This window comes from Curtobacterium sp. NPDC086286 (assembly GCF_044746255.1).
Classification (GTDB): domain Bacteria; phylum Actinomycetota; class Actinomycetes; order Actinomycetales; family Microbacteriaceae; genus Curtobacterium.
Map to the genome: position 1 here is coordinate 12509 of NZ_JBIVBW010000009.1, position 25971 is coordinate 38479.

At 71.5% G+C, this 25971-nt stretch carries 27 protein-coding genes; 15 read left to right on the forward strand and 12 right to left on the reverse strand.

The window, feature by feature from the left end:
- Positions 1-6: 6 nt before the first annotated feature.
- From ACIPKM_RS15910 to ACIPKM_RS15930, 5 genes are all read right to left on the reverse strand, one after another.
- Positions 7-420 (reverse strand): Fur family transcriptional regulator, encoded by a 414-nt coding sequence (locus tag ACIPKM_RS15910; protein ID WP_070417146.1) that lies wholly within the window; start codon positions 418-420, stop codon positions 7-9.
- The gene (locus ACIPKM_RS15915) at positions 417-1364 is read right to left on the reverse strand and encodes a metal ABC transporter permease (RefSeq protein WP_071303398.1); all 948 of its coding nucleotides are present in this window, start codon (positions 1362-1364) and stop codon (positions 417-419) included. The genes ACIPKM_RS15910 and ACIPKM_RS15915 overlap by 4 nt, the downstream gene beginning before the upstream one ends.
- Positions 1364-2245, reverse strand: coding sequence for a metal ABC transporter ATP-binding protein (locus ACIPKM_RS15920; RefSeq protein ID WP_402737086.1), 882 nt, complete (start codon positions 2243-2245; stop codon positions 1364-1366). Before ACIPKM_RS15920 ends, ACIPKM_RS15915 begins: the two co-directional genes overlap by 1 nt.
- Positions 2242-3153, reverse strand: coding sequence for a metal ABC transporter solute-binding protein, Zn/Mn family (locus tag ACIPKM_RS15925; protein ID WP_402737087.1), 912 nt, complete (start codon positions 3151-3153; stop codon positions 2242-2244). The genes ACIPKM_RS15920 and ACIPKM_RS15925 overlap by 4 nt, the downstream gene beginning before the upstream one ends.
- Before the next feature lie 115 nt (positions 3154-3268).
- The gene (locus ACIPKM_RS15930; protein WP_071303396.1) at positions 3269-4534 is read right to left on the reverse strand and encodes a PTS transporter subunit EIIC; all 1266 of its coding nucleotides are present in this window, start codon (positions 4532-4534) and stop codon (positions 3269-3271) included.
- Between the two features lie 178 nt (positions 4535-4712).
- Here ACIPKM_RS15930 and ACIPKM_RS15935 point away from each other — a divergent pair, with 178 nt between their 5' ends.
- On the forward strand, positions 4713-4949 hold the full coding sequence (locus ACIPKM_RS15935) for a PTS transporter subunit EIIB (RefSeq protein ID WP_022907163.1): 237 nt from the start codon (positions 4713-4715) through the stop codon (positions 4947-4949).
- The gene (locus tag ACIPKM_RS15940; RefSeq protein WP_402737088.1) at positions 4946-5398 is read left to right on the forward strand and encodes a PTS glucose transporter subunit IIA; all 453 of its coding nucleotides are present in this window, start codon (positions 4946-4948) and stop codon (positions 5396-5398) included. Before ACIPKM_RS15935 ends, ACIPKM_RS15940 begins: the two co-directional genes overlap by 4 nt.
- A gap of 93 nt (positions 5399-5491) precedes the next feature.
- Here the strand turns inward: ACIPKM_RS15940 and ACIPKM_RS15945 are convergent, their stop codons facing one another.
- Complete coding sequence (locus ACIPKM_RS15945; RefSeq protein ID WP_070417150.1) at positions 5492-6232, reverse strand: GntR family transcriptional regulator; 741 nt, start codon at positions 6230-6232, stop codon at positions 5492-5494.
- 115 nt (positions 6233-6347) lie between these two features.
- Here ACIPKM_RS15945 and ACIPKM_RS15950 point away from each other — a divergent pair, with 115 nt between their 5' ends.
- From ACIPKM_RS15950 to ACIPKM_RS15985, 8 genes are all read left to right on the forward strand, one after another.
- On the forward strand, positions 6348-6971 hold the full coding sequence (locus tag ACIPKM_RS15950) for a response regulator transcription factor (protein WP_217647220.1): 624 nt from the start codon (positions 6348-6350) through the stop codon (positions 6969-6971).
- Positions 6964-8166, forward strand: coding sequence for a sensor histidine kinase (locus ACIPKM_RS15955; protein WP_083403336.1), 1203 nt, complete (start codon positions 6964-6966; stop codon positions 8164-8166). The genes ACIPKM_RS15950 and ACIPKM_RS15955 overlap by 8 nt, the downstream gene beginning before the upstream one ends.
- 97 nt (positions 8167-8263) lie before the next feature.
- Complete coding sequence (locus ACIPKM_RS15960) at positions 8264-10303, forward strand: bifunctional lysylphosphatidylglycerol flippase/synthetase MprF (protein ID WP_402737089.1); 2040 nt, start codon at positions 8264-8266, stop codon at positions 10301-10303.
- On the forward strand, positions 10300-11580 hold the full coding sequence (locus ACIPKM_RS15965; RefSeq protein WP_402737090.1) for an alpha/beta hydrolase: 1281 nt from the start codon (positions 10300-10302) through the stop codon (positions 11578-11580). The genes ACIPKM_RS15960 and ACIPKM_RS15965 overlap by 4 nt, the downstream gene beginning before the upstream one ends.
- Positions 11577-11744, forward strand: a complete 168-nt coding sequence (locus tag ACIPKM_RS15970; RefSeq protein ID WP_402737091.1) for a hypothetical protein — start codon at positions 11577-11579, stop codon at positions 11742-11744. The genes ACIPKM_RS15965 and ACIPKM_RS15970 overlap by 4 nt, the downstream gene beginning before the upstream one ends.
- A gap of 80 nt (positions 11745-11824) precedes the next feature.
- Complete coding sequence (locus ACIPKM_RS15975) at positions 11825-12217, forward strand: lactococcin 972 family bacteriocin (protein ID WP_402737092.1); 393 nt, start codon at positions 11825-11827, stop codon at positions 12215-12217.
- Positions 12218-12242: 25 nt separating this feature from the next.
- Positions 12243-14267 carry a hypothetical protein gene (locus tag ACIPKM_RS15980; RefSeq protein WP_402737093.1) on the forward strand — a complete coding sequence of 675 codons (2025 nt, stop codon included), beginning with the start codon at positions 12243-12245 and terminating at the stop codon, positions 14265-14267.
- Positions 14267-14905, forward strand: coding sequence for an ABC transporter ATP-binding protein (locus ACIPKM_RS15985; protein WP_402737094.1), 639 nt, complete (start codon positions 14267-14269; stop codon positions 14903-14905). Before ACIPKM_RS15980 ends, ACIPKM_RS15985 begins: the two co-directional genes overlap by 1 nt.
- Before the next feature lie 15 nt (positions 14906-14920).
- On the opposite strand, the gene ACIPKM_RS15990 is transcribed toward ACIPKM_RS15985, so the two are convergent.
- Positions 14921-15496 (reverse strand): GNAT family N-acetyltransferase, encoded by a 576-nt coding sequence (locus ACIPKM_RS15990; RefSeq protein WP_402737095.1) that lies wholly within the window; start codon positions 15494-15496, stop codon positions 14921-14923.
- Between the two features lie 113 nt (positions 15497-15609).
- Between ACIPKM_RS15990 and ACIPKM_RS15995 the strand changes: the two genes are divergently transcribed.
- The gene (locus ACIPKM_RS15995; RefSeq protein WP_402737096.1) at positions 15610-16668 is read left to right on the forward strand and encodes a type IV toxin-antitoxin system AbiEi family antitoxin; all 1059 of its coding nucleotides are present in this window, start codon (positions 15610-15612) and stop codon (positions 16666-16668) included.
- Complete coding sequence (locus ACIPKM_RS16000; RefSeq protein WP_402737097.1) at positions 16665-17495, forward strand: hypothetical protein; 831 nt, start codon at positions 16665-16667, stop codon at positions 17493-17495. The genes ACIPKM_RS15995 and ACIPKM_RS16000 overlap by 4 nt, the downstream gene beginning before the upstream one ends.
- Here the strand turns inward: ACIPKM_RS16000 and ACIPKM_RS16005 are convergent.
- The 4 genes from ACIPKM_RS16005 to ACIPKM_RS16020 form a co-directional block, all read right to left on the reverse strand.
- Complete coding sequence (locus tag ACIPKM_RS16005) at positions 17492-19084, reverse strand: dihydrolipoamide acetyltransferase family protein (RefSeq protein WP_071295536.1); 1593 nt, start codon at positions 19082-19084, stop codon at positions 17492-17494. The genes ACIPKM_RS16000 and ACIPKM_RS16005 overlap by 4 nt on opposite strands.
- Positions 19085-19125: 41 nt before the next feature.
- Positions 19126-20085, reverse strand: a complete 960-nt coding sequence (locus ACIPKM_RS16010) for an alpha-ketoacid dehydrogenase subunit beta (RefSeq protein ID WP_070419276.1) — start codon at positions 20083-20085, stop codon at positions 19126-19128.
- 86 nt (positions 20086-20171) lie between these two features.
- On the reverse strand, positions 20172-21308 hold the full coding sequence (locus ACIPKM_RS16015) for a thiamine pyrophosphate-dependent dehydrogenase E1 component subunit alpha (RefSeq protein ID WP_071295537.1): 1137 nt from the start codon (positions 21306-21308) through the stop codon (positions 20172-20174).
- Positions 21309-21331: 23 nt separating this feature from the next.
- Positions 21332-22411, reverse strand: coding sequence for a histidinol-phosphate transaminase (locus tag ACIPKM_RS16020; protein ID WP_071295538.1), 1080 nt, complete (start codon positions 22409-22411; stop codon positions 21332-21334).
- Positions 22412-22461: 50 nt separating this feature from the next.
- Between ACIPKM_RS16020 and ACIPKM_RS16025 the strand changes: the two genes are divergently transcribed.
- The 3 genes from ACIPKM_RS16025 to purB all read left to right on the forward strand — a co-directional run bounded on the left by ACIPKM_RS16025 (position 22462) and on the right by purB (position 24874).
- Positions 22462-22860, forward strand: coding sequence for a phage holin family protein (locus ACIPKM_RS16025; protein ID WP_229086539.1), 399 nt, complete (start codon positions 22462-22464; stop codon positions 22858-22860).
- Positions 22861-22979: 119 nt separating this feature from the next.
- Positions 22980-23492 carry a low molecular weight protein-tyrosine-phosphatase gene (locus ACIPKM_RS16030; RefSeq protein ID WP_070419277.1) on the forward strand — a complete coding sequence of 171 codons (513 nt, stop codon included), beginning with the start codon at positions 22980-22982 and terminating at the stop codon, positions 23490-23492.
- Entirely contained in the window at positions 23489-24874 is a 1386-nt protein-coding gene (gene purB, locus ACIPKM_RS16035) for an adenylosuccinate lyase (protein ID WP_402737098.1), read from the forward strand. Before ACIPKM_RS16030 ends, purB begins: the two co-directional genes overlap by 4 nt.
- A gap of 141 nt (positions 24875-25015) precedes the next feature.
- Here purB and ACIPKM_RS16040 read toward each other — a convergent pair whose 3' ends face one another.
- Positions 25016-25930, reverse strand: coding sequence for a LysR family transcriptional regulator (locus ACIPKM_RS16040; protein WP_402737099.1), 915 nt, complete (start codon positions 25928-25930; stop codon positions 25016-25018).
- Positions 25931-25971: the final 41 nt, after the last annotated feature.

Sequence of the window (25971 nt, forward strand, 5' to 3'; positions counted from 1 at the left end):
CGGAGACTACGCGCCGGTGCGCGCGGCCGTGCAGGACGCGCACTCCCCGAAGATGTCCACCACGTGGCTGGCGTTCGTGAACCCGTTCGCCGCCGCGACCTCCTGCGCCCACCGCTCCACCGGGTCCGCCTCGATCTCGACCGTGCGGCCGCAGTTCCGGCAGATCAGGTGGTGGTGGTGCGCGTCGGTCGTGCACGCGCGGTACAGCGATTCGCCGTCCTGCTGCAGCGAGTCGGCGTCACCCTCGGTCGCCAGGTCGGAGAGCGCCCGGTAGACGGTCGCGAGTCCGATCGTCGAGCCGTCGTCCCGCAGGTGCTGGTGCAACGCCTGCGCGCTGACGAACCCCTCGGTGCTGGACAACGCGGTGCGCACCGCTTCGCGCTGCCACGTGTTCCGCTTCGGCTTCTGCACGGCGTTCATGCGGTCGCTCCTTCCTTCCGGCCGGCGGCGGACCGGTGGTCCGCATCGTCGGCCTGGAGGCGCGGTGCGCCTCCGTCACGCTGGTCGCGGCGCACGATCCGGTCGCGTCCGCGCTTGTCCTTGCGTCCGCCGACGATCCGGCAGACCACCCAGATCACGAACGAGATCGTCGTGACGTACGGGCTGATGGGGAGCCCCCCGCCGAGGGCGAGCAGGATGCCGCCGACGACCGAGACGACGGCGAACACCGTCGACAGGACCGGGACGACGACCGGGTGTGAGCTGAGGCGCAGGGCAGCTGCCGCGGGGGTGACGAGCAGCGAGAGCACGAGCAGCGCGCCGACGATCTGCACCGACACCGCGGTCGCGAGTCCGAGCACGAGCATGAACACGAGCGCCAGCGTCCGGACCGGCACCCCGGCGGCAGCGGCCACGTCGGGGTCGACCGACGAGAACATCAGCGGGCGCCAGATCACGAGCAGCGTCACGACGACGATCGCCGCGACGACGACGAGGAACGTCAGCTGGGGGTTGTCGACCGAGACGATCTGCCCGGTGAGCAGGCCGAACTTGTTCGCGGCGCGGCCCTTGTAGAGCGCGAGGCAGAGGATGCCGAGGCCGAGGCCGAACGGCATGAGCACGGCGATGATCGAGTTGCGGTCCCGCGCCCTCGACCCGAGCAGCCCGATGAGCAGCGCCGCGATCACCGACCCGACGAGCGACCCGGTCACCACGTTCACCCCGAGCAGCAGCGATGCCGAGGCGCCGGCGAACGAGAGCTCCGAGATGCCGTGCACGGCGAAGGGCATGTTCCGGGCGACGACGAACGGCCCGATGAGCCCGCCGACGATGCCGAGCACCGCGCCGGCCCAGATCGAGTTCTGCACGAGCACGACGAGCTCGCCGTAGTCCTGGAAGGAGAAGACCTGCGACCAGATGTCCATCAGATCCGCCCGTCGTCCGGCGTCACGGCGTTCGGGTCCGCGTCGCAGTGGTGGTCGTGCGCGTCGTTCGCGCCGACGATGACGATCCGCCCCATCGTGCGGACGACGTCGACGGGGGTGCCGTACAGGTCGGAGAGCACGTCCGTGCGGAGGACCTCGTCGGGGGATCCGATCCGGAACCGCCCGCCGGCGATGTAGAGCACCCGGTCGACGACGTCGAGGATCGGGTTCACGTCGTGGGTGACGAACAGCACGGCAGCGTCCTGCTGCCGACGCTGCCGGTCGATGAGCTCGGTGACGCCGCGCTGGTGCCGGAGGTCGAGCGAGATGAGCGGCTCGTCACAGAGGAGCAGCGCGGGGTCGGCGGCGATGGCCTGCCCGACGCGGGTGCGCTGCTGCTCGCCGCCGGACAGCTCGGCGACCGGGGCGTCCGCGAACGCGGTGGCCCCGACCTCGTCGAGGATGCGATCGACCCGGGACCGTTCGGCACGGCTCGCGGGCTTGATGCCCCACCGGGAGCCGGTCACGCCCTGGGCGATCATGTCCCGCGCCCGGAGCGGGGTCCCCGCGTCCATCAGGCGCTGCTGCGGGATGTACCCGATCTTGCGGTGCCCGCGCCGGACGGGCTGGCCGAGGAACGACATCGTGCCGCTCGTCAGCCGCTGCTGCCCGAGGACCGTGCGGAGGAGCGAGGTCTTGCCCGCTCCGTTCGGCCCGAGCACCGCGACGAACTCGCCCGGCGCCAGGTCGAGGTCGAGGTGCGACCAGAGTGCACGGGAGCCGTACGACAGCCCGGCGCCGCGGAGTTCGAGCACGGCGGAACCGCCACTGCCCGGGGCAGTGGCGGTCCGCTCGGTCGTCGGGTGGGAGACGGTCGTCACTTCTGGAGCGCCGCCTGCACCTGGTCGATGTTCGCCTGCTGCCACGAGACGTAATCCTCCCCCTTCGGGAGCGTCTCCGTGACACCGACGACCGGGACGCCGTTCTCGTCGGCGGCCTTCTTGACCTCCTCCGTCTCCGGGCTGGAGGTCTGGTCGTTGTAGGCGAGGAGCTTCACGGTCTTGTTCGTGAACAGCTTCAGCGTGTCGTTGAGCGCCGCCGGCGGCACGTCGTCGCCTTCCTCGATCGCCTCGGAGAAAGCGTCGGGCGTGACGTTGTCGAGGCCGATCGCGTCGAAGAGGTACCCCGGGACCGGCTCGGTGTACGCGACCTTCTCGCCGCCGTACGTCTTCTCGAGCTCGGCCGTCTTCGCCTCGAGCCCCTCGAGCTTCGTCGTCAGGGCGTCGGCGTTCTTCGTGAAGGTGTCCGCGTCCGCCCGGTCGAGGTCGCCGAGGCGCTTCGCCACGTCGTCGGCGAGCTTCACCATCGTCGGGTAGCTGTAGAACACGTGCTCGTTGAACTCGGCGTCGCCACCCTTGTCGAGACCGGAGAGCTCGACGACGTTGATCGTGTCCGCCTTCGTGCTGGACGCGTCGGCGAGGGTCGTCATGAAGTCGTCGTACCCGCCGCCGTTCTCGATGAGGAGGTCGGCCTTGGACACGGCGAGCTGTGTCGTGGCGCTCGACTCGAACGAGTGGGGGTCCTGCGACGGGTCGTCCAGGATGCTCGTGACGGAGACGTGGTCGCCGCCGATCGCCTCGACGATCGAGCCGTAGACGTTGGTGGAGGCGACGACCCGGACGGTGCCGTCGCCCGAGGCGTCGCCGGAGGCGGAGGACGTCGCGCAGCCCGTCAGGGCGAGCGCGGCGGCGCCGACGACGAGCGGCAGGGCGAGGAGACGGTTGTGCATGTCGACGAGCGTAGGGCTAGTTGATAACGGTTGTCAAAACCAGTATCAGCCGGATGACGGACGGGAGGCGCGGTGCCAGCCGGCACCGCGCCTCCAGTCCGTCACATGGTGACGGCTACGGCTTCGTGGCCGCCTCGATCGTGTTCTCCGCGATCGTGTCGTCCTCACGCCCGGGCGTGCGGAGGTTCCACTTCTTGATCACGAAACTGAACAGGAAGTAGTAGATCACCGCGTAGCCGAGGCCGATCGGGATGAGCCAGATGGCCCCGTCCGCCTTGCCGAAGTTCAGCACGAAGTCGATCGCGCCGGCCGAGAACGAGAAGCCGTCGTGGATCCCGAGCGCGTTCACCAGCGCCAGCGAGGTGCCCGTGAGGACCGCGTGGATGATGTAGAGCGGGAACGCGACGAACATGAACGAGTACTCGAGGGGCTCGGTGATGCCGGTCACGAACGAGGTGAGCGCGGCCGAGAGCATGATGCCGCCGACGAGCTTGCGGTTCTGCGGCTTGGCGTTGCGCCAGATCGCCAGGGCACCGGCCGGCAGGGCGAACATCATGATCGGGAAGAAGCCGGTCTGGAAGATGCCGGCGGTCGGGTCGCCGGCGAGGAAGCGGGCGATGTCGCCGTGGTAGGTCGTGCCGCCGGTGGTGAAGCTGCCGAGCTGGAACCACGGGAAGAAGTTCAGCAGCTGGTGCAGCCCGATCGGGATGAGCATGCGGTTGACGAACCCGAAGATGCCGCCGCCGATGACGGCGTTGTCCGCCACGGCCTGGCCGGCAGCGGTCAGGGCGATGTCGAAGTACCGGTAGAAGAACGACATCACGACGGCGATGAGGAGACCGGCGACCGCGGTGAGGATCGGCACCAGGCGGCGCCCGGAGAAGAAGCCGAGGAAGTCGGGCATCTTCGTCCGGTGGAACTTCTCCCACAGGAACGCCGACACGAGCCCCATCACGATGCCGCCGAGGACACCGAAGTTGATCGTGGCCTGGTTGCCGTTCGCGTCCTTCACCCCGTCGAGCACGATCGGGGACATGGCCGCGAACACCTGGTACATGACCATGTAGCCGACGACCGCGGCGAGCGCCGTGGTGCCGTCCGACTTCTTCGCCCAGCCGATCGCGATGCCGACGGCGAAGAGCAGCGGCAGCCAGGTGAAGACACCGTTGCCGGCGGCGGCGATGATCGTCGCGCCCTGCTCGAAGCCGGGGATCGCTCCGAGCATGTCGGCCTGGCCGAGGCGGAGCAGGATGCCCGCCGCCGGCATGACCGCGATCGGCAGGAGCAGGCTCCGGCCGAGGCGCTGGGCGTTGGCGAAGACGCGCGACTGCTTCTTCGGGGTCTTCTTCTCCGGCACATCCGTGGCAGTGGTGGTGCTCATCGGAGGTCCTCTCGTCGTTGGGTGGAGCTGTCGGGGTGAGTTGAGTCGTACAGTCAGCGCAGGTAACCTCGGCGGTGTCGCCAGGTCCGGTCCTGTCCGGTCATGACCAGTTCCGTAGTCTGAACCGCGACCACACGCCTGTCAACCCGGCACGCGTTTTCGTAACGAGGAGGAAACGATGGCTGACATCAAGGCCGCTGACATCATCGCCGCGCTGGGTGGCGCCGAGAACATCGACGAGGTCGAGGGCTGCATCACGCGCCTGCGCGTCGAGGTCGAGGACGGGGACCTCGTCGACAAGGACGCACTGAAGGCCGCCGGCGCGCAGGCCGTCGTCGGTGGCGGCACGGGCTGGCAGGTCATCGTCGGCCCGATCGCCGACAACCTCGCGCAGGACATCCAGGACGAGCTGTGACCGCCGTCCGGACCCCGTTCCAGGGCCCGGTCGTCTCGCTGGCCGACGTGCCGGACCCGGTCTTCGCCGGGCAGCTCGTCGGCGCCGGCGTCGCGGTGGACCCGACCGGGGTCGAGGGTGCCGTCACGGCGGTCGCGCCGGTCGACGGCACGATCGTGAAGCTGCACCCGCACGCGTTCGCGCTGCAGGGCGCCGCTGGCACCGACGTGCTCGTGCACGTGGGCATCGACACCGTGAAGCTCTCGGGCGAGGGCTTCGAGCTCGTCGCGGCCGAGGGTGACACCGTCGTCGCGGGCGACCCGGTCGTCCGGTTCACCCCCTCGGTGATCTCGGCCGCCGGCTACTCGCCGATCTGCCCCGTGGTCGTGCTCGGCTCCGCGCCGGACTCGATCGCGCAGGACGCGGTCGGCACCACGGTGCGCGACGGCGACACCCTGTTCGAGGCGTAGCACGCAGCACCCTGCCGCGAGACTCGGCTCCGCGGACACTTTCCGGCCCGATCGGTCGCGAATGCGTCCGCCGGGCCGAGTCTCGGCGAGCGGCTACGCGACCGCGTGCGCCGCCGTCGCCGTGACCTCCATCTGCACCCGGTACCGGTCCGAGCGGTACCAGCTCCGCGTGTGTTCGACGGGGCGCTCCCCCGCGTACGACACCCGGTCGAACTCCAGCAGCGGCGCCCCGGTCTTCGTGCCGAGCAGCGTCGCCACGTCGTCCGCCGCCGGGTTCGCCGCGACGGTCTGCTGCGCGCGGTCGATCGGCGTGCCGTACTCGGTCGCGATGATCGAGTAGACCGACCCGGACAGGTCGTGCTCGAGCAACCCGGGGAACGCGTCCGCGACGAGCCAGGCGTCGTCGATCGACACCGGCGCCCCGTCGGCCATCCGCAGGCGCTTCACGTGGAAGGCTGCGACGTCGGGGTCGAGTCGCAGGGCCGCGGCGGTGTCGGACGGCGGGACCCGCTCCTCGCGCACGAGCACGACGGTCGTCGGCACGTGCCCCATCGCCCGCATCTCCTCGGTGAAGGACGCCAGGTGCAGCGTCGACTGCACGGGGCGGTGCGCCACGAAGGTGCCCTTGCCGCGCACGCGTTCGAGGTAGCCCTCGTTCACGAGCTGGCCGAGGGCCTCGCGCACGGTGATCCGGGACACCCCGTACTCGGCGATGAGCTGGCGTTCCGAGGGGATCGCCGCCCCGGGTGCGAGCCGGACCGTAGCGAGCTCGAGGAGGATGCGCCGCAGCTGCTGGTGCTTCGGTTCGGCACCCTCGGTGATCCGGCTCGTCATGCGGTCCTCGTGCTCCGTCGCTGGTCGTGCGGGTGGTCATGCGCGGACATGACCAGTGCCTGCCACAGTAGCGAGTCCCCCTCGGAACGCCAACGTGCATGACAAGATGACGCGCGTGACAACCGTGGTGATCGTCGACGACGAGACGCTCGTCCGCTACGGCTTCGAGCTGATCCTCGGCGCCGCACCGGACATCGACGTCGTCGCCACCACCGGGGACGTGGACGCCGTGCAGGTCATCCGGTCGCACGCGCCCGACGTCGTGCTCCTCGACGTGCGGATGCCGCGGGTGAACGGCCTCGAGGTCCTCCGCGAGCTGCAGGCCTTCCCCGAACCACCGGCGGTCGCGATGCTCACGACCTTCGACACCGACGAGTACGTCGGCCGGGCGATGGAGCTGGGCGCCGCCGGGTTCCTGCTCAAGGACACCGACCCCGAGGGCCTCGCCGAGTACGTCCGGGTCCTCGCCCGCGGCGGGGTCGTCCTGGCACCGGGCGTCGACCGGACCCGGCTGTTCGCGGCACGTCCGGCAGCCCCCGCGCCGTCCGTCAGCGACCGGGAGCACGCGGTGCTCCGGCTCGTCGCGGACGGCGTGAGCAACCCGGACATCGGCCGACGGCTCGGCGTGAGCACCGGGACCGTCAAGGAGGACATCCGGTCGCTGCTCGCCGCGTTCGGCGTCCCGACGCGCGTCCAGCTCGCGCTGCGTGCGGCCGAGGCAGGACTGCTGGATGGCTGACACACAGCGGTCGGGGCGCGTCCGGCGGGTGCTCGCGGCGACCGACGGGAGGCTCGACCGCCTCGTCGACGTCGGCCTGCGGTGGGCGCGCACCCACCGTGCACCGTGGTGGCTGGTCGACGCCCTGTTCATCGCCGCCGCCGTCGCCGACGCCGTGCTCGACATCTCCGGGGCGACCGCTCTCGAGACCTGGTTGTCGCTGCTCGCGGCGGCCGCCCTGTTGCTCCGACGTCGCTTCCCCGTGCTCGCGTTCGCCCTGACGGTGCCCGGGTTGTTCGTCGGTTCCGCGGTGGTGGCGGCGAGCGTGGCGCTGTTCACCCTCGGGGAGCGCACGAGCCGCCGGTGGCTGATGCTCCTCGCCGCGCTGGTGCAGTTCGTCGGCTTCAGCGGGTTCGTCGGGCCGCCGCAGACCCTCGACGAGATCGTCGTCTCCGTCGTCTACGCGCTCATCTTCGCGCTCGGACCGCTCGCCGTCGGGCTGCTCGTGCAGACCCGTGCGCGGCTGACCGACCAGCTCGTCGAGTCCCGACGGGCCCGCGAGGACGAACGCCGGCAGGCCGCGGCCGTCGCCCTGTCCCGCGAGCGGGCGCTGCTCGCGCGGGAGATGCACGACGTCGTCTCGCACCAGGTGACCCTGATCGCGGTGCAGGCCGGCGCGATGCAGATGGCCGGCCGCGACGAGGCCGAGCGCGGGTTCGCCCGGACGATCCGGCAGCTGTGCGTGATCACCCTGCAGGAGCTCCGCGAGATGGTGCAGGTGCTCCGCGCCTCCGGCGGCACCGACCGCGAGATCGCGCCCCAGCCGGTGCTCACCGACCTCCCCCGGCTCATCGCCGAGAGCGGGCTCGAGACGAGCACGACCGTCGACCTGCCGGACACCCTCGCCCAGCCACTCCAGCGCGCGGTCTACCGGTTCGTGCAGGAGGGGCTGACGAACGTCCGCAAGCACGCCCCCGACGCGACCGTGCGGGTGAGTGGTCGGATCCACGGCGAGCACGTCCTCGTCGACGTCGTGAACGGCCCGGCGCGATCCGAACGCCTCGAACTGCCGGGGTCCGGGCTCGGGCTGATCGGGCTCGGGGAGCGGGCGTCGCTCCTCGGCGGGAGCATGGAGTCGGGCCCGCAGCCGGACGACGGGTTCGCGCTGCACCTGCGGCTGCCGGTGGAGCACGTGCCGGCTGCCCGGGCGGTCTGACGGTCATCCTCGGAGCCAGCCCGGCCTGGCCGATCGGCCATCGCGGTTCACGCCGTGGAGCGATGCCCCGGCGGGGGCGATCGGCTGGGATGGGACCGTGGCACCAGCAGCGCTCCTCGGACGACTCCGTCGATCCCCCGTCTCCGTCGCCGTGGCGGTGGTCGCGGTCGCGCTCGTCGTGACCGCACGGATGGCGCACTCCGAGCCGGACTTCCCGCACCACCCGCCCGTCGCGTGTCTCGCCCTCGTGGCGGTGGTCCTGACGACCGTCCTCGCCGAGCGCTCCCTCGGATCGATCCGGACCCTCGTGATCGGGGTCGGCGCGCCGCTGTTCGGGGTCCTCGCGACCCTCCTCACCGTCACGATCGGTTCGGCGCTGGGCGAGGCACACGCCGAGTTCGCCGTCGGACAGCCGCTCTTCGCCCCCTCCGTCGTCGCCGCCGCGTTGCTCGGGGCCGCATCGGCGGCGATGCCCGCGCAGCGACGCTGGCGGACGCGCGCCGCCCTCTGGACCGTGGTGCTGACCCTCGTGCTCTTCGCGGGCCACGGGTCGGACCTGGCCCGCGCCCTGGCGACCCTGCTCGGGACCGCAGCCGGCGCGTGGATCGTGCGCCGCGCCTCCAGGCCCCAGAGCCGCACCACCCGCGTCACCGCACGGACGGTCGTGGTGAGCGCCCTCATCGCGCTCGGTGCCGGCACCCTGGTGACCCCGATCGTGCCGGACCCGGACGGCGTGCTCTCGCCGTTCGCCGACGCGATGCCGGACCGTTCCGTGGTCGTCGTCGGGGTGCTGCTGCTCCTGGCCGCCTGGCTCGTGCACCGCGGTCGCCGGACGGGCATCGCGCTGGCGATCGGCGTGCTCCTGACGCTCACGGCCGTGCTCGCCGACGTGTTCCTCATCGAGCCGGTCAAGGACGACGCGGTGCAGTGGCAGGGGCTCGGACTCGACGCGATCGAGTGGCAGGTCACCCTGCTCGGCGCGTGGATCGTGCCAGCCGCCGTGCTGCTCGCCGTACTCCTCCTCCGACCGCGGCTCGTCCGGGCGCGGTTCCGGGCCGCCGGTACCCGCCGTGACGACCTCGTCGAGATGCTCCGCGACGGCGACGCCGGGACCCTCGGGCACATGGGCACCTGGCGCGGGAACGCGACCTGGACCCACCCGGACGGACGCGGCGCCGTGGCCTACCGGGTGCGCGGCGAGGTCGCCCTCGCCGTCTCGGACCCGGCGTGCGCCACCGCCGACCGTGCCGAGGTCCTCGCCGGCTTCACCGCGTTCTGCGAGCGCAACGGCTGGGTGCCCGCCTTCACGAGCGTGCACGAACCCGTCCGCGCGATCCTCGGTGCGGAGGGGTGGACCGCGCTGCCGGTGGGCGTCGAGTGCGTGCTCGACGTGACGACGTTCGACCTGCGCGGCAAGAAGCGGCAGGACCTCCGGACCGCGTCGAACCGGGCCGACCGCGAGGGCGTCCGCGACGAGTGGACCACCCTGGACGCGCTCGACGCCGGCCGTCGTGCCGAGGTCGAGGCGATCTGCACGCGGTGGGCCGCCGATCGGCGCCTGCCGGAGATGGGCTTCACGCTCGGCGGGTTCCGCGAGCTCGACGACCCGGACGTCCGGCTCATGCTCGCCGTCGACGCCGACGGGCACGTCACCGCGGTCACGAGCTGGCTGCCCGTCCACGAGCGGGGAGCGCTGACCGGCTACACGCTCGACGTCATGCGCCGCGGTGACGACGGGATGCCCGGGGTGATGGAGTTCCTCATCGCACGGACCGCGCTCCGTGCCCGCGAGGCCGGCCTCACCACGATCAGCCTCTCCGGCACGCCGCTGGCCGCCCACGCCGGGGCCCGGTCGCTGGTCGTCCGTGGGTCGGTGCTCCTCGCCCGCGTGCTCGAGCCGGTGTACGGGTTCCGGTCGCTGCAACGCTTCAAGGAGAAGTTCGGCGCGCGGCACGAGCCCCTGTGGTTGGTCGTCCCGACGCCGTTGCACGTGCCGCGGGTCGCCCGGGCCCTGGCGTCGGCGTACGTGCCGGGCCTGCGGCCGAAGCACCTGTGGGCGCTCCGGCAGGCGCACCGTGCGGCGGCGGACGCCCGAGCGGTGGCCGAGGCCCGTGCCGCGGGTGCGGCACGCTCGTGAGCCCGACCGAGTGGCTGCTCGCCACCCAGCTGCAGGCGCCGTCGAAGCTCGTCCCGGTGGACATCGCGTTCGCGGTGCTCGCCGTCGCGGTGCTGCTTCCCGGTCTCAGGCACACCCGGTCCGGGTCCGCCTGGCGGGCCGTCCGGCTGCGCGCCGTGGTCGCCGTCGGGGCCGCCGTCGCCGTGCTCCTCGTCTGCTGGGTCCTGAGCGACGTCCTGAACCTGTTCGGCGTCGCCCTGAGTCCGGTCACGCGGATGTGGGTCGCGATCGCCACCGCCGCACTCGCCCTGGCGGTCACCGGCATCGTGCAGGGCGGTCGCGGACGCCGGGTGCTCGCCGCCGTGCTCGTCCCGGCGGCGCTGCTCGTCCCCGCGCTCGGGGTGAACGTCGAGTTCGCCAAGTACCCGACCCTCGGCACCGTGGTGCAGAGCGACCCGTACCCGGCGCTCGACCTGCACGCGGCCCCAGCAGCCGCGCTCCCGGCGCACGGCGAGGTCCGGACGGTGGACATCCCCGGGACCCGCTCCGGCTTCCCGGCCCGCCCCGCGGTCGTCTACCTCCCGCCGGCCGCGCTCGTCCGGGACCCGGCACGCCTGCCGGTCGTCCTCGCGTTCGCCGGGCAGCCCGGTGCGCCGAGCGACATGTTCACCGCCGGGCAGATGGGGACCGTGCTCGACGCCTACGCGGCCGCGCACCACGGATCGGCACCGATCGTCGTGTCCGTCGACCAGCTGTCGTCTCCCGGTCGGAACCCGATGTGCGTCGACTCGACGCTCGGGAAGTCCGCGACCTACGTCACCGAGGACGTGCCCGCCTGGATCGCAGCACACCTCCCCGCGACGCCGGACCGGCACGCCTGGGGCCTCGTCGGGTTCTCGCAGGGGGCGACCTGCGCGATGCAGTTCGTCACCGCCCACCCGGGGTCGTTCGGCGCCGCGCTGGCGATCTCCAGCGAACTGCAGCCGATCGACCAGAACCCACGGCACAGTGCTGACCAGGCGTTCGGTGGGTCGGTGGCCCGGTGGAAGGCCGCCGCCCCGATCGCGCAGATGCGGGCGAACGGGCTCGGCGGTCACGCGCTCTGGCTCACGGCCGGGTCCGCCGACCACCAGTTCAGTCGGAACGCCCGGGCACTCGGCAGTGCGGCCCGAACGGCGGGCGCGGACACCGAGGTCGCGTTCGCGCCCGGGAGCGGGCACGACTGGAACACCGTGCAGTGGTCGCTGCGCACGGAGCTGCCGCACGAGGCCGACACCCTGTTCGGGGCCCTCGGGTGAGGCCCGTCGTGCTGGCGGTGGTCGCCCTCGTGGCTGTCCTGCTGCTGACGGTGGGGCCGGTCGCCGTGGCGCCGGTCGCCGCCGTGCTCCTGCTGCTCTGCGTGGGTGCGGCTGCACTCGCGACCGGGGACGATGGCTCGGGTGATCGTCGTGGCAAATATTGACATGTTGGGTGTTTGACATTGCCGTTCGGTCGCTGTCACGATGTGGCCTGCTCCATGGAGGGGCAGAGACAAGGGGAACGATGCAGAACACGAAGACGAAGATCCTCGTCGGCCTCGGGCTGTCGATCGGCCTGGTCACCGGGACCGCCTCGACGGCGTCGGCCACGCCGTTCGAGGTCATGGGATCGGGGCCCGTGGCCGGCGGGGTGAGCATCGCCGACTCCGGAGACGGTTCGACCGGAGCGACCACGGGTGTCGGCACCCGGAACGACGGCGGGGGCGGGAGCTTCTGGCAGTGGGGTGTCGGCAAGGACGACACGTGGTCGAACTACTTCCGCGAGAAGCGGTGCCACGGCGCGACGGCTGTCGGGAAGAAGTCCAAACGAGTGTCGAACGTCCCGGGCGGCAAGTACGCGATGGCGAAGACGCCGAAGGCGAGCAGCGGGAACAAGGCGTACTACCACAACTGCTGATCGTGCCGTTCCCGGGAGGTGCGGCATGACGATCCGATCGGTGACGCTCGCCTACGTCGTCCCGCCGGTCCTCGCTCTGGTCCTGGCGTTCATCGGGGTGACGCAGGTCAGCGAAGCAGGACTCATCGGCGCGTCGTCGACGGTCACCGCCACCGCCGGTCCCGAGACCGGCTCGAACCAGCGTGTCGCTGCGGCACTCGACCGCGTGGCACGCGTTGCGGACGCGACCATCGTCCGCGTCGTGGCAGACCGGGCGGCACCCACCACACGACGCGTGGCGCTCGTCACCGATGCTCCGGAGAGTCGCGGTGAACGGTGGCTCCAGGACGGCTACGCGGACTTCTCGAGGTCGATGACCACGCACGTGCGGCCGATGCAGGACCTCGACCAGTTCGACCCGACCGGGACCTACGACGTCTTCGGCGACGACCGAGCTCGACGAGCGGCCGTGCAAGCGCTCACCGAGGTCGGCTACGCGGTGACGTCCGAACGGGTCCCCCTGCTCCAGCGGGTCGGGGTCGTCGACGGTGTCGATCGGACAGCCGGACTCATCGTCACCCTGACGCTCGGGTGCTCGACGCTGTGCGTGATGGGGACCAGCGGGTCTCCCCGTCGGAGCGCAGTCCGGAGGTTGCACGGTCGCAGCACGGCGTCGATCCTGCGCTCAGAGCTCGCGGAAGCCCGAACGTCCGTGCTCGCCATCGTGATCGCGGCCCCCTGCGCGGCGATCTGGCTCGGGATGCACAACGGGCTGGCGGACGTGACGACGTTCGGTACGGCGTTCGTCATCCTCTGCGGAGCACTCCTCGCTCCGGTCGCGGTCGCCCACGCACTCGGCACGATCGGAGCCTGTCGGGTGCCGATGGTCGATGCGCTCCGGGGTGCCCGGCCCGCCGGGGCGCTGCTGGTCATGGTGCACGCTGCACGGCTCCCGGCGCTCCTCGTCCTGGTCGCTGCATCATTCGACCTCGTCGGCGCCGTCGCGGTCGTCCGATCGGGCAGCGCCGAACGCGACCTCCGAGCGGCAGGAGAGACGGTGCAACTCTGGGTCACTCCGGACCCGCGCCCGGTGGACACGCAGCCCTACTGGGACCGGATCGGAGCGTTCGCAGGACGGGCGCTCGACCGCGGGGACGCACTGCTCGCGGCGCCGGTCGAGGTGTCCACCGGGCAGGGCGACGCGACCGCACCCGCGCTGTTCGTCGACGCTGGCTACCTGGACCGACAGGACGTGCGCGCGGAGGGCGGCACGCGTCTCACCGCTGATGACCTGGGCGTCTCCGTCTGGCTGCCACCGCGCAGCACCGTGGATGCCAGCAGACTCGTCCAGGCGCTCTCCGAGTGGGAACTCCGCGATGCTCCCGCTGCCGTACGCTCGAACGTCACCGTCGGCCGGCTCGCAGCACAAGAGGTGTACTCCTACCCCGGCGATTCCACGTCGCGCACGTGGCTCGACGACGCGGTCCTGGTCGTCGTACCGGATCCCGCTGCAGCCTTCTCCGCAGACCAACTCGGCTCGTGGTTGTCGAGCGGGGATGTCGTGTTCGGGTCGCGCTCGGCTGCGGAGCGCGCGATCCGGACGTCCGACGTCGGCCGCGAGTTCAGTGCTGTCGTCGACGTCGGCCAGGTGGCCGCGGAAGCAGCTCGGCAGGCAGCGCGCACGGTCGGGATCGGGGTCGCCGGCGTGGTGAGCGCCTTCATCGTCAGCGCGGTGCTCGCCGGACTCGGTGCGGCCGCACACCGACGGCGGTACGGCCGCGCGCACTTCGCGAGGATCACGGCAGGAACGCCCTTCTTGCGGGCGAACGCCAGCCTCTTGGTGATCGAGGTCGTGCTCGTCACTGTCGCCACCGTGGCCGCGATCAACACCTGGTGGGACCTCCACCCGGACGGGGCCGGTATGCGCTCCGCACTCGACCCGGTCGCGCAGACTGCGGGGGTCGCCGTCGCCTTCGCGGCCGGGATGCTCGTGCTGGTCGGCACGGTCAGCGCCACGGCGATCGCGACGACAGCGAAGACCGTTGCACGAACACGAGGGAACGGATCCTGATGATCGAGGTACGCAGTGCCAGCAAGCGCCGTGGGCGACGCGTGCTCTGGCAGGGTCTGACGTTCGACGTCGATCGTGGTGAGATCGTGGCACTGGTGGGACCGAGCGGCTCCGGCAAGTCGACGCTCCTCGACTGCATCGGCCACATCGAAACGTTCGATGCCGGATCGATCCTGATCGACGGCGTCACGGTCGGCGGTGGCGGTCGGAGCGCACGGCTCGTCCGCCGACGACACCTGGGGTACCTCTTCCAGGACTTCGGGCTGGTACCCGACATGACCGTCCAGGCCAACATCGACATCGCACGGGTGCCGGCCCGCGAGCACCGTGGCACACCGGTCCGGACCGCAGCGGCCTTGGAACGGGTCGGACTCGCTGGGCGGGCGACGGATCGTGCGCACGAACTCAGCGGCGGCGAACAGCAGCGCGTGGCCCTTGCACGCCTGCTGGTCAAGCAGCCGGACGTGATCCTGGCCGACGAACCGACGAGTGCGCTCGACGGGACGAACGCGTCGATGGTGCTCGACCTGCTCGACGAGTTCGCGGCTTCGGGTGCCGCGGTGGTCATCGCGACGCATGCGGCCGAGGTGGAGGCACGAGCGACGACGACGCTCTCGCTGTTCGACCCCGACCGGTGACGGGACCGGTGCGGGTCAGGCGTTCGCGACGAGCCAGGCCCGCTGCGTCCGCGACAGCGCCCGGTCGGCCCAGACCTGCCGCTCGACACCGTCCGGCAGCGTCGACGACGTCGAGCCCTGCCACACCAGCTGCAGCCCCGCGCGGTCCAGCACGGCCGCCGAGGCGGGGTTGTTCGTCAGCACCCGCCCGGTGATCGCGACGTCGGGAGCGACGTCCGCCGCGGCAGCCACCGCCGCGAGCGCGATCTCCGTCGCGTAGCCGTTGCCCCACGCCGCCGGTGCCAACCGGTAGCCGAGGTTCCACACCCCGGCCGCGGTCATGTCCACGCCGCCGACGCCGAGGAACGCATGGTCGGCCGCAGCGCGGACCGCCCACGAGCCGAGCCCGTGTCGTGCCCGACCGCCGATCTTGCGCTGGACGAGGTCGACCGTCGAGGCCCGCACCGCGTGCCGTCCCGCGGGGAGGTGGGTCCACGTCCGGGCGTCGGAGAAGACCGCGTGCACGTCGTCGATGTCCGCCGGCGACAGCGGGGTGAGCAGGAGGCGATCCGTTCGGATCTCCTGCGAGGGCATCAGGAGCTGGTGGACCATGCCTCGATCATCCCGCCGCCCACCGACATCCGTGTGAACACCACGCGACGAATGCGGGAGTCCGCAAGCAGGGATTTTCAGCCAAGACGTCTGTTTCACTGTACAGTGAAAACATGCCGATCACTGAAAAGACCCTCGTGCAGGCGCTTCGGCGCGCACTGCCTCCAGGGTCGATCGACATCATCTCGCGTGACGGGGTCGCTCCGGTGGCGGTGCTCCCCGACGGCTCCGAGGTGGCACTCGTGATGCGCTGGGCCGGAGCAGGGTTCCCACGGGACGTCGCCCGGGCGTTCGAGAACGAGCCGCTGTCCCCGTCGGCAGACGCAGGGGTCGACGCACATCACGAGGTCGTCTTCGCGCAGTCCGTCTCCGACGGGTCACGACGGGTCATCGAAGCCGTCGGTGCGTCCTGGGTCGCACTCGACGGGTCGGCGTCCCTGCACATCGGGACCGTCTGGGTGGAGCGAGCTCCGACTCCCGGTCTCGTCGCCGAGGAGGTCGGGTTCCGCTGGTCAGCTGCGCGGGCGGACGTCGCGGAGGCGTTGTTCGCGATCGTGGCGGACGGCAGTCGGTGGGGCGACGGACGGACACGGGTCCCCGAGGTGGAGAGCCTCGCGACGCTCTCAGACCGATCGCTCGGTTCGGTCTCGAACGCCCTGAGGGGCTTCGACCAGAACGGATGGACCGGACCCGGACCGGAACCGAGGAGTCGTGTGCTCGTCGACGGGTCGGGCATGCTCGACTCGTGGTCGGAGTGGAGTCGCCGACAGCCACGGAACTGGATCTCCTTCCACACCCTCGACCGCGACCCCGCGAGGGTCGAGCGGGTCTTGCTCACGACGTTCGGGACGGACCTCGTCCTCACCGGCGCTTCGGGCAGCGAGCGTCTCCGTCCGTTCCTCACCGGGGCGAGGAGCGTGAGCGCGTACGTGGTCGATGCGGACGACGACCACATCCGCGACCTCGGCGAGCGGGCGGCCATGCTGCCTGCTCCGACGGGGCAGGTCCGGGTCGCGGTGGCACCGCGCGCGATCGCGAACACGACGCGGGTCGCTGCGGACGTCCGGATCGCCTCCCCGGCCCGCATCTACGCCGATCTCCTGACCGGGTCGGAGCGGGAGCGGGAAGCTGCGGACATCATCCGCGACTCCGCACTGGGGAAGTTGCCGTGAGCGCCGACGCGTCGCGAGACCACGCCGCGCGGGCGCTCGCTGAGGAGGCGCTCGCCGCGCTCCTCCGGGCAGCCGGTCCCAGATCGACCGAACTGGTCCTCATCGGCGGCCTCGTTCCCGAGTACCTCGTCGAGACCACGGATCCGCACCAGGGAACCAACGACGTCGATCTCCTGCTCGACCTCGGGTTGGAGTACGACCGAGACGAGCACGACTACGGCTGGCTGGAGCGTGCGCTCGTCGCTGCCGGCTTCGTCCCCGCGTCACCGAACGTCGGGTGGCGATGGGTCGCCGAGGTCCGCGGCCACCCCGTGCTCGTGGAGTTCCTCGCCGACGTCGCCGACAACCTCGACCGTGAGATCGCCCTGCCGGGTGCATCCGTCCTCGGCGCGAAGAACCTCCGCGGACCCGGGCCCGCACTCCGAGACGCGCACGATGCCGTCGTGCACGGTCACCCGGTACGGATGACCGACATCGGGGGCTACCTGTCGGCGAAAGGTGCCGCCGCGTACTGGCGGGGCGCGGAGAAGGACCTGTACGACTTCGCGTGGGTGCTGGTGAACGCCGCGAGGATGGACGCCGATCGCGCTGTGAACGCCGTCACAGCGGTGCTCGACGCAGGTGTCGACCGCGATCGGTTCGGCGCCGTGCTGGGAGCATGCGCCTCGTTCGAGACAGCGGCCAGCGTCGGTGCGGTCGTCTTCGCGAACACTTCGATCGCCGCGGGCGACCAACGCGACCACGACGCGCTCGCGCTCGACGCGGTCCTGGCCGTGCGGATGTTCCGAGCGGGCCTGTTGCGCGCTGCGGAGGAGCGTGACGGCTAGTCGAGCAGCAGCGCCGGCTCCTCGAGCACCGAGGCCACGTCGTGCACGAAGCGCGACGCCACGTCGCCGTCGACGACCCGGTGGTCGAACGAGGCGCCGATCGTCGTCACCATGCGTGACCGGACCTCGCCGTCGACGACCCAGGGCTTCGGCTTGATCGTGCCCATCGCCACGATCGCGACCTCGCCCGGGTTGAGGATCGGGGTGCCGGTGTCCATGCCGAACACGCCGATGTTCGTGATCGACACCGTGCCGTTCGCCATCTGCGCCGGGGTGGTCTTGCCGTCGCGGGCGGTCAGGGTGAGCTGCTCGAGGGCCTGGGCGAGCTCGAGCAGGGACATGTCCTGCGCGTCCTTGATGTTCGGCACGATGAGGCCGCGCGGGGTGGCCGCGGCGATGCCGAGGTTCACGAAGTGGTGGACGATGATCTCGCGGTCGGTCCAGGTGGAGTTCACCGAACGGTTGCGGCGGACCGCCCAGATCACGGCCTTCGCCACGAGGAGCAGCGGCGACACCTTCACGCCCGCGAACGTCGGCGAGGACTTCAGCCGCTTGACGAACTCCATCGTGCGGGTGGCGTCGACGTCGACGAACAGCGAGACGTGCGGTGCGGTGAACGCCGACGTGGTCATCGCGGTCGCGATGGCCTTGCGGACGCCCTTGACCGGGATCGTCTCGCTGCGGACGTCGCCCCACTCGGGGGTCTCGATGTTGCGGAAGACGCTGGCCTGCTTCGCGTGCCGGATGACGTCGTCGCGGGTGACCTCGCCCGCGAGGCCGGTCGCGACGATCTCGCTCAGCTCGACGCCGAGGTCCTTCGCGAGCTTCCGGATCGGGGGCTTCGCGAGGACGTTCGTCGCCACACCGTGCTTGCGCGCGGAGCCGGACCCGAGGGCGGAGATCGCCTCGGCGGTGGTCTCCTCGCCGGGGTCGGTGGCGGCTTCGGCCGCTGCAGCGGCGTCGGCACTGGAGGCGCGGCTCGCCTCGGCCGCGAGCGCTGCGGCCCGGCGGGCGCCCGGCTTCCGGCGGGACGGCGACGAGGTCGCGGAGCCGTAGCCGACGAGGACGGCGCCGGAGGACTCGTCCGTGCCGACGACGGAGGCGTCGACGGCGACCGGCTGGGCAGGCGCGGCTGCGGGCTGCGCGGGAGCGGCGGCGGGCGCCGCGGCGGCCATCGGCGGGGTCGGCGCGCTCACCGGCGCGGGTGCGGCGGGGGTCTGCGTGACCGGGGCGGCGGGAGCGGCCGGTGCCGGCGGGGTGGCGGTGACGTCCGGCGAGGTCGGGACGCTCTGGTCGACGTGTGCCGCGCCTCCTGGGCCGGCGACCGGCGCACCGGACGCGACCTGCGCGTCGGACTCCACGCGGATGATCGGCTTGCCGACCTCGACGGTGTCGCCCTCGGAGACGAGCAGGCCGGTGACGGTGCCGGAGAACGGCGACGGGAGCTCGACGAGGGACTTCGCCGTCTCGATCTCGACGAGGACCTGGTCGACGGTGATCTCGTCACCGATCGCGACGCGCCACTGCACGATCTCGGCCTCGGTGAGGCCTTCACCCACGTCGGGCAGGGGGAATTCGGCGACGGCCACTACGGCTCCTTCGGCGTTCTGGTCGAGCTCGGACAGGGAGGTCAGTAGGCGAGGGCGCGGTCGACGGCCTCGAGGACGCGGTCGGCGTCCGGCAGGTGCAGGTGCTCCAGCTTCGACACCGGGAACGGGACGTCGAACCCGGAGACGCGGAGCGGGGGTGCCTGCATCGTGTAGAACGCCTTCTCGGCGACGGTCGCGGCGATCTCGCTGCCGACGCTGACGAAGCCGGAGGCCTCTTGCGCGATGACGAGACGACCGGTCTTCCGGACCGACGCCAGGAGCGGCTCCCAGTCGATCGGCGAGATCGAGCGGAGGTCGATGACCTCGCAGCTCGTGCCCTCGCCCTCGGCGATCTCCGCCGCCTGCATGAGCGTGGCGACCATCGCGCCGTGGCCGACGAGGGTGACCTCGGTGCCGGTGCGGGCGACGCGCGTCGTGTGCATCGGGACGTGCCCGTCGACGAGGTCCACCTGGCCCTTCGGCCAGTAGCGCGACTTCGGCTCGAGGAAGACGACCGGGTCCTTCGAGGCCACTGCTTCCTGGATCATCCAGTAGGCGTCGTTCGGCGTACTCGGGCTGACCACGCGGAGACCCGGGGTGTGCGCGAAGTACGCCTCGGGCGACTCCTGGTGGTGCTCCACGGCGCCGATGTGGCCGCCGTAGGGGATGCGGATGACGACGGGCAGCGACATGTGCGCCGGCAGCCGGTTCGCCATCTTCGCGAGCTGCGAGGTGATCTGGTCGAAGCCCGGCCAGACGAAGCCGTCGAACTGGATCTCGACGACCGGGCGGTAGCCGCGCAGGGCCAGGCCGATCGCGGTGCCGATGATGCCGGCCTCGGCGAGCGGGGTGTCCCGCACGCGCTCGGGGCCGAACTTCTCCTGCAGGCCCTCGGTGATGCGGAACACACCGCCGAGTGCGCCGATGTCCTCGCCCATCAGCAGGACCTTGTCGTCCGCCTGCATCGCGGCGGCGAGCCCGGCGTTGAGCGCCTTGGCCATCGTCAGGGTCGGGGTGGGGTCGCTCGGGACCTCGCCGGCACCCGGGTGGGAGCGCAGGGTGTAGTCGAAGAGCTGCTCGGTGGTGCTCATGCGTGGGCGCCCCCTTCGAAGCCGGCCTCGTACTGTTCGAGCCAGGCCTTCTGCTCGGCGATCAGCGGGTGCGGCTCGCGGTAGACGTTGTCGAACATGACGTCGACGGACGGCGGTGTCAGGGCCACGGTGCGGCGGCGGACGTCGGCGGCGATGTCCTCGCCCTCTTCGTCGAACGCGGCGAACTGCTCGTCGGTCGCGCCCTTGGAGCGCAGGTACGCCTCGGACCGGACGATCGGGTCGCGGCGGACCCAGTCCTCGAGCTCGCCCTCGGCGCGGTAGCGGCTCGGGTCGTCGGAGCTGGTGTGCGCGCCGATGCGGTACGTGTCGGCCTCGATGAACGCCGGGCCCTGGCCGCTGCGGGCGTGGTCGGTGGCGACGACCGAGGCCGTGTAGGAGGCGAGGATGTCGTTGCCGTCGATGAGGACGCTCGGGATCCCGAAGCCGCGCGGACGGTCGACGAGCGGGGTCGGCGACTGGACCGACACCGGTACCGAGATCGCCCAGTGGTTGTTCTGCAGGAAGAAGACGACGGGGGCCTTCGTCGAGGCCGAGAACACGTACGCCTCGTTCACGTCGCCCTGACTCGTCGCGCCGTCGCCGAAGTAGACGATCGAGCACGCGTCGCGGTCGGGGTCACCCGTGCCGACGTCGCCGTCGAGCTTCTGCCCGAGCGCGTAGCCGGTGGCGTGCAGGGTCTGCGAGCCGATCACCAGGGTGGAGATGTGGGTGTTGCCGCGCTCGTCCGGGTCCCACCCGCCGTGCGTCTGGCCGCGGTACATCGCGATGATCTCCATCGGCTCGACGCCGCGGTGCATCGTGACCGCGTGCTCGCGGTAGGACGGGAAGACGTGGTCCTGCGCGCGGAGGGCGAAGGCGGAGCCGGTCTGTGCGGCTTCCTGCCCGTGACTCGGCACCCAGAGGCCGAGCTGACCGGTGCGCTGGAGGTTGTGACCGGCGTGGTCGAACCGACGGGTGAGGACCATGCGACGGTGCATCGCCAGCAGGGTCTCGTCCGGGATCGCCCGCGCGGCGGCGGCGAACTCGGCGTTCTCGTCGGTCTCCACGAACCGGCCCTCGGGGTCGAGGAGCCGGACGGTGGTCGTCGCGGGGGCCGCGGCGCGGAATGACATGCGGGCCAGCGTAGCGGCAGCGACTACTCGGCTGCCTGGAGGTCCCCCACAAGCGACCGTGCTGTTTCGAGGAGCGTTCCCACAGCCTCGTGCTCCCCGATCGAGATGCGGATGCCCTCGTTCCCGAAGGCCCGGACGATGATGCCGGCCTGCTCGAAGCGCTCCGTCGCGTGCGCCGTCAGCTCGCCGGTCGGCAGCCACACGAAGTTGCCCTGGGCGTCGGGTGCGTCCCAGCCCTGCTCGCGGAGCGACGTGACGACGTGGTCCCGCAGGACGGCGATCTCGGACACGCGCTCGAGCAGTTCGGACTCGCGCTCGAGGCTCGCGAGCGCCGCCGCCTGGCCCTGCGCCGTGACCGAGAGCGGGATGGCGCAGGCGCGTACGGCATCGAGCACGTACGCCGGGCCGAGGGCGTACCCGACACGGAGTCCGGCCAGCCCGTACGCCTTCGAGAAGGTGCGGAGCACGACGAGGTTCGGGTACCGCTTGAGCAGCGGGGCGCCACGGACGGCGGTCGGCTCGGTGACGAACTCGGCGTAGGCCTCGTCGAGGACCACGAGCACGGTGGCGGGCACCTGGGCCATGAACGCCTCGAACTCGGTGCCGGTCACGATCGGGCCGGTCGGGTTGTTCGGCGTGCAGACGATCACGAGGCGGGTGCGCTCCGTGACCGCGGCGGCCATCGCGTCGAGGTCGTGACCGCCGTCGGGGCGGTTCGGCACCTGCACGCTCGTGGCACCCGCGACCGTGACGACGCCCGGGTAGGCCTCGAAGGAGCGCCACGCGTAGACGATCTCGTCGCCGGGGCCGGAGGTGGCCTTGGCGAGTTCGTGGAGGATCGCGACGCTGCCGGGGGCGACGTGGACCTCGTCGACGGTGGTGCCGAAGCGGTTCGCGAGCACGGCCCGGACGGCGAGGGCGGTGGCGTCGGGGTAGCGGTTGAACGCGGTCTGCGCCTGCACGGCCTCGACGACGCCGGGCAGCGGCGGGAACGGGTTCTCGTTGCTCGACAGCTTGAAGGCGTCGGCCGCGGCCTGGCGCCCCTGCTTGTAGGCGGGGAGAACGGCGATCTCGGGCCGGATGTGCACGCGCTCGTCAGTCACGGGATCAGGCTACCGGCCCGTCCGCGGGTACCGGAGGGCATCATGGACGCATGCGATTCCTCGTCCGCCTCGTCGTCAACGCCGTCGCCCTCTGGCTCACCACGCTGATCGTCAGCGGCGTCTCCGTCACGCCCTTCGGCGACGGCGGCACCACGGCCACCGTGCTCACCTACCTGCTCGTGGCGTTCGTGTTCGGCCTCGTGAACGCGGTCATCGGCACGCTCATCCGGATCGTGGCCTTCCCGATCTACATCCTCACGCTCGGGCTCATCTCGTTCGTCGTGAACGCGATCCTGCTGCTCATCGTCGCCGGGATCTCGGACGCCTTCGGCTTCGGGCTGCACGTCGACTCGTTCGGCTGGGGCATCGTCGGCGCCTTCGTGCTCGCGGTGTTCGCGTGGCTGATCGGGCTGTTCGTGCGGCCGGTGCTGAACCGCCCGCGCGCGTGACGCTGGCCGACGACCCGTCGGCGAGCACCCCGTCGGGGTGGGCCGACGACCGGACCGGCACCGTGCCTCCCGACAGCAGCAGCGTCGCGGACGGACGCTCCCTGCGCCATGATGTCCCCATGACCCCGGACGCCGACGCCCCCTTCCGGGTCTCGTTCGTCTGCAGCGGCAACATCTGCCGCTCCCCCATGGCCGGCATCGTCTTCGCCCAGCTCGCGGCGGACGCCGGCATGGCCGACCGGTTCCAGGTCGAGTCCGCCGGCACCGGCGACTGGCACGTCGGCGAGCCCGCCGACGAGCGCACGATCGCAGCACTCGCAGCGCGCGGATACGATGGCAGCAGGCATCGCGCCCGTCAGTTCGATCCGGACCGGTTCCCGGACCTCGATCTGGTGGTCGCACTCGACCGCTCCCACGAACGCATCCTGCGCTCGTGGGCACCGACCATGGACGACGCCGCGAAGGTGACGCTCCTGTTGCGGTACGACGACGCCTGGCCCCAGCAGACCGACGTACCGGATCCGTACTACGCGGACCGGCACGAGTTCGACCGAGTGCTCTCGACCGTCGAACGGGCCTGCCGGGCGCTCTTCCGCCAACTCGAGCCGGCAGTCCGTCAGGGAGCCCCATGACCCCCCTTCCCCCGCAGCCGATCAGCCCGCTCGACGGGCGCTACTACCCGATCGTGCACACGGTGGGCGAGCACCTCTCCGAGGCCGGGCTCAACCGCGCGCGCATCGTGGTCGAGGTCGAGTGGCTCATCTTCCTGACCGACCACGCGATGTTCACCACGTCGCCGCTCAGCGTCGACGACAAGGCCGCGCTCCGCCGGGTCGTGGAGACCTTCGGCCAGGAGCAGATCGCCGAGCTCGCCGAGATCGAGGCCACGACGCGGCACGACGTCAAGGCGGTCGAGTACTTCGTCCGTCGTCGCCTGTCCGAGCTCGGGCTCGACGCGATCGCCGAGCTCACGCACTTCGCCGCGACGAGCGAGGACGTCAACAACCTCTCGTACGCGCTGACCGTCCGCGACACCGTCGACCAGGTGTGGCTGCCGGCCTACCGCGCCGTCGTGGCGAGGCTCCGCGAGCTCGCCGACGAGCTGAAGAGCGTCCCGATGCTCTCGCACACGCACGGGCAGCCGGCGACGCCGACGACGCTCGGCAAGGAGCTCGCCGTGGTCGTGTACCGCCTCGAGCGCGTGCTGTCCCAGATCGAGGGCGGCGAGTACCTCGGCAAGTTCTCCGGCGCGACCGGGACGTTCTCGGCGCACCTCGCGGCCGACCCCGAAGCCGACTGGCCCGCACTGTCCCGCGAGTTCGTCGAGGGTCTCGGGCTCACGTGGAACCCGCTCACGACGCAGATCGAGTCGCACGACTGGCAGGCCGAGCTGTACGACCGGGTGCGCCACGCGAACCGGATCCTGCACAACCTCGCGACCGACGTGTGGACCTACATCTCGATGGGGTACTTCACGCAGATCCCGGTGGCGGGTGCCACGGGCTCGTCGACGATGCCGCACAAGATCAACCCGATCCGGTTCGAGAACGCCGAGGCGAACCTCGAGATCTCGTCGGCGCTGTTCTCCACGCTGTCCGAGACGCTCGTGACGTCGCGGCTCCAGCGTGACCTCACCGACTCGACCACGCAGCGGAACATCGGCGTCGCGTTCGGGCACTCGCTGCTCGCGCTCGACAACCTGCGCCGTGGCCTGGGTGAGATCGCCGTGAACGACGTCCGTCTCGCCGAGGACCTCGACCGCAACTGGGAGGTACTGGCCGAGGCCATCCAGACGGTCATCCGCGCCGAGGTCACCGCCGGGCAGTCGAACATCGAGGACCCGTACGCGATGCTCAAGGAGCTCACGCGCGGGAAGCGCATCGGGCAGGCGGAGCTCGTCGCGTTCGTGAACGGCCTGGACATCTCGTCCGGCGCGAAGGCCCGGCTGACGAACCTCACCCCGGCGACCTACACGGGCCTCGCCGACGAGCTCGTCGACCACCTCGACGTGTAGCGCGTCGCGCGCGTCGCGCGCGGCGCTCGGCGCTCGCTTCGTGAGCAGAAATGGTCGGGTCCCGAGTAGGGACCCGACCATTTCTGCTCACCAAGTGCCGGCCTGGAGGCGCGGGGCGGCCCCGCCGGCAGCGTCACCGCCTCAGGTGGTGACGTCCAGGGCCTCGGCGACCAGCGCCTCCAGGACCGTCCGGACCACGGGGCGGACCGCACGGTCCGGCCGGACGAGCGCCTCGATCCGCCGCCCTGCGCGGACGTCGGCGAGCTCGGCGAGGTGGAAGCGCCCGGACGCCCGGGTCCCCGAGGTGTACCGCGGCACGAGCGCCACCCCGTGTCCGGCGGCGACGAGGTTCTCGATGACGGGCAGGTGGATCGTCCGGAAGCCGACGCTCGGCGGCGTGTCCGTCGCCGCCGCCATGGCCGTGAGCACGCGGTCGATCGGGTAGCCCTCCGGCACCCCGATCCAGGACTCCCCGACGACGTCGTCGATGCGGACCCGCTCGCGGGCGGCCAGCCGGTGGTCGAGCGGGAGCGCGACGTCGAGCGGCTCGCGGAGGAGCGGGACGGTCTCGAGCGATTCCCTGCCAGCCGGTGGGGCGCCGTCCGGCCGGTGCCCGATGACGACGTCGTGGTCGGCGGCGAGGGGGCCGAACGCGTCCTCGCTGACGTCGACGTCGACGAGCACCAGGTCGATGCCGGGGTGCTCGCGCATCCGGGTGAGCAGGCCGGGCAGCAGGAGTTCCGCGGCCGACGGGAACACGGCGAGGTCCACCCGCCCGGTCGCGCCGCCGAGGTGCTCCTGCCACGCCGCGTCCACCGTGGCGATCGCCGTCGCGACGCCGCTCGCCAGCCCGGCGAGTACCCGGCCGTGCTCGGTCAGCCGGACCCCGCGTCCGACCCGTTCGACGAGGGGGACGCCGACCTGTCGCTGCAGGGTCTGGAGCTGCTGCGAGACGGCGCTGGGCGTGCGGTGCGTGGCCTCGGCGACGGCGGTGACGCTCCCCCGCTCGGCGAGTTCGCGGAGGACGGCGAGGAGCGGCACGTCGAAGCCGACCATTCAGGGAGCCTACAACGTCGGTACGGAACTCTTCGCTGGTG

What these genes read in the sequence shown, in the direction of transcription:
- ACIPKM_RS15910 (WP_070417146.1), bottom strand. Translation starts at nt 420, where the DNA reads ATGAACGCCGTGCAGAAGCCGAAGCGGAACACGTGGCAGCGCGAAGCG.
- ACIPKM_RS15915 (WP_071303398.1), bottom strand. Translation starts at nt 1,364, where the DNA reads ATGGACATCTGGTCGCAGGTCTTCTCCTTCCAGGACTACGGCGAGCTC.
- ACIPKM_RS15925 (WP_402737087.1), bottom strand. Translation starts at nt 3,153, where the DNA reads ATGCACAACCGTCTCCTCGCCCTGCCGCTCGTCGTCGGCGCCGCCGCG.
- ACIPKM_RS15930 (WP_071303396.1), bottom strand. Translation starts at nt 4,534, where the DNA reads ATGAGCACCACCACTGCCACGGATGTGCCGGAGAAGAAGACCCCGAAG.
- ACIPKM_RS15935 (WP_022907163.1), top strand. Translation starts at nt 4,713, where the DNA reads ATGGCTGACATCAAGGCCGCTGACATCATCGCCGCGCTGGGTGGCGCC.
- ACIPKM_RS15945 (WP_070417150.1), bottom strand. Translation starts at nt 6,232, where the DNA reads ATGACGAGCCGGATCACCGAGGGTGCCGAACCGAAGCACCAGCAGCTG.
- ACIPKM_RS15955 (WP_083403336.1), top strand. Translation starts at nt 6,964, where the DNA reads ATGGCTGACACACAGCGGTCGGGGCGCGTCCGGCGGGTGCTCGCGGCG.
- ACIPKM_RS15975 (WP_402737092.1), top strand. Translation starts at nt 11,825, where the DNA reads ATGCAGAACACGAAGACGAAGATCCTCGTCGGCCTCGGGCTGTCGATC.
- ACIPKM_RS15980 (WP_402737093.1), top strand. Translation starts at nt 12,243, where the DNA reads ATGACGATCCGATCGGTGACGCTCGCCTACGTCGTCCCGCCGGTCCTC.
- ACIPKM_RS15985 (WP_402737094.1), top strand. Translation starts at nt 14,267, where the DNA reads ATGATCGAGGTACGCAGTGCCAGCAAGCGCCGTGGGCGACGCGTGCTC.
- ACIPKM_RS15990 (WP_402737095.1), bottom strand. Translation starts at nt 15,496, where the DNA reads ATGGTCCACCAGCTCCTGATGCCCTCGCAGGAGATCCGAACGGATCGC.
- ACIPKM_RS15995 (WP_402737096.1), top strand. Translation starts at nt 15,610, where the DNA reads ATGCCGATCACTGAAAAGACCCTCGTGCAGGCGCTTCGGCGCGCACTG.
- ACIPKM_RS16010 (WP_070419276.1), bottom strand. Translation starts at nt 20,085, where the DNA reads ATGGCCAAGGCGCTCAACGCCGGGCTCGCCGCCGCGATGCAGGCGGAC.
- ACIPKM_RS16015 (WP_071295537.1), bottom strand. Translation starts at nt 21,308, where the DNA reads ATGTCATTCCGCGCCGCGGCCCCCGCGACGACCACCGTCCGGCTCCTC.
- ACIPKM_RS16025 (WP_229086539.1), top strand. Translation starts at nt 22,462, where the DNA reads ATGCGATTCCTCGTCCGCCTCGTCGTCAACGCCGTCGCCCTCTGGCTC.
- ACIPKM_RS16030 (WP_070419277.1), top strand. Translation starts at nt 22,980, where the DNA reads ATGACCCCGGACGCCGACGCCCCCTTCCGGGTCTCGTTCGTCTGCAGC.
- purB (WP_402737098.1), top strand. Translation starts at nt 23,489, where the DNA reads ATGACCCCCCTTCCCCCGCAGCCGATCAGCCCGCTCGACGGGCGCTAC.
- ACIPKM_RS16040 (WP_402737099.1), bottom strand. Translation starts at nt 25,930, where the DNA reads ATGGTCGGCTTCGACGTGCCGCTCCTCGCCGTCCTCCGCGAACTCGCC.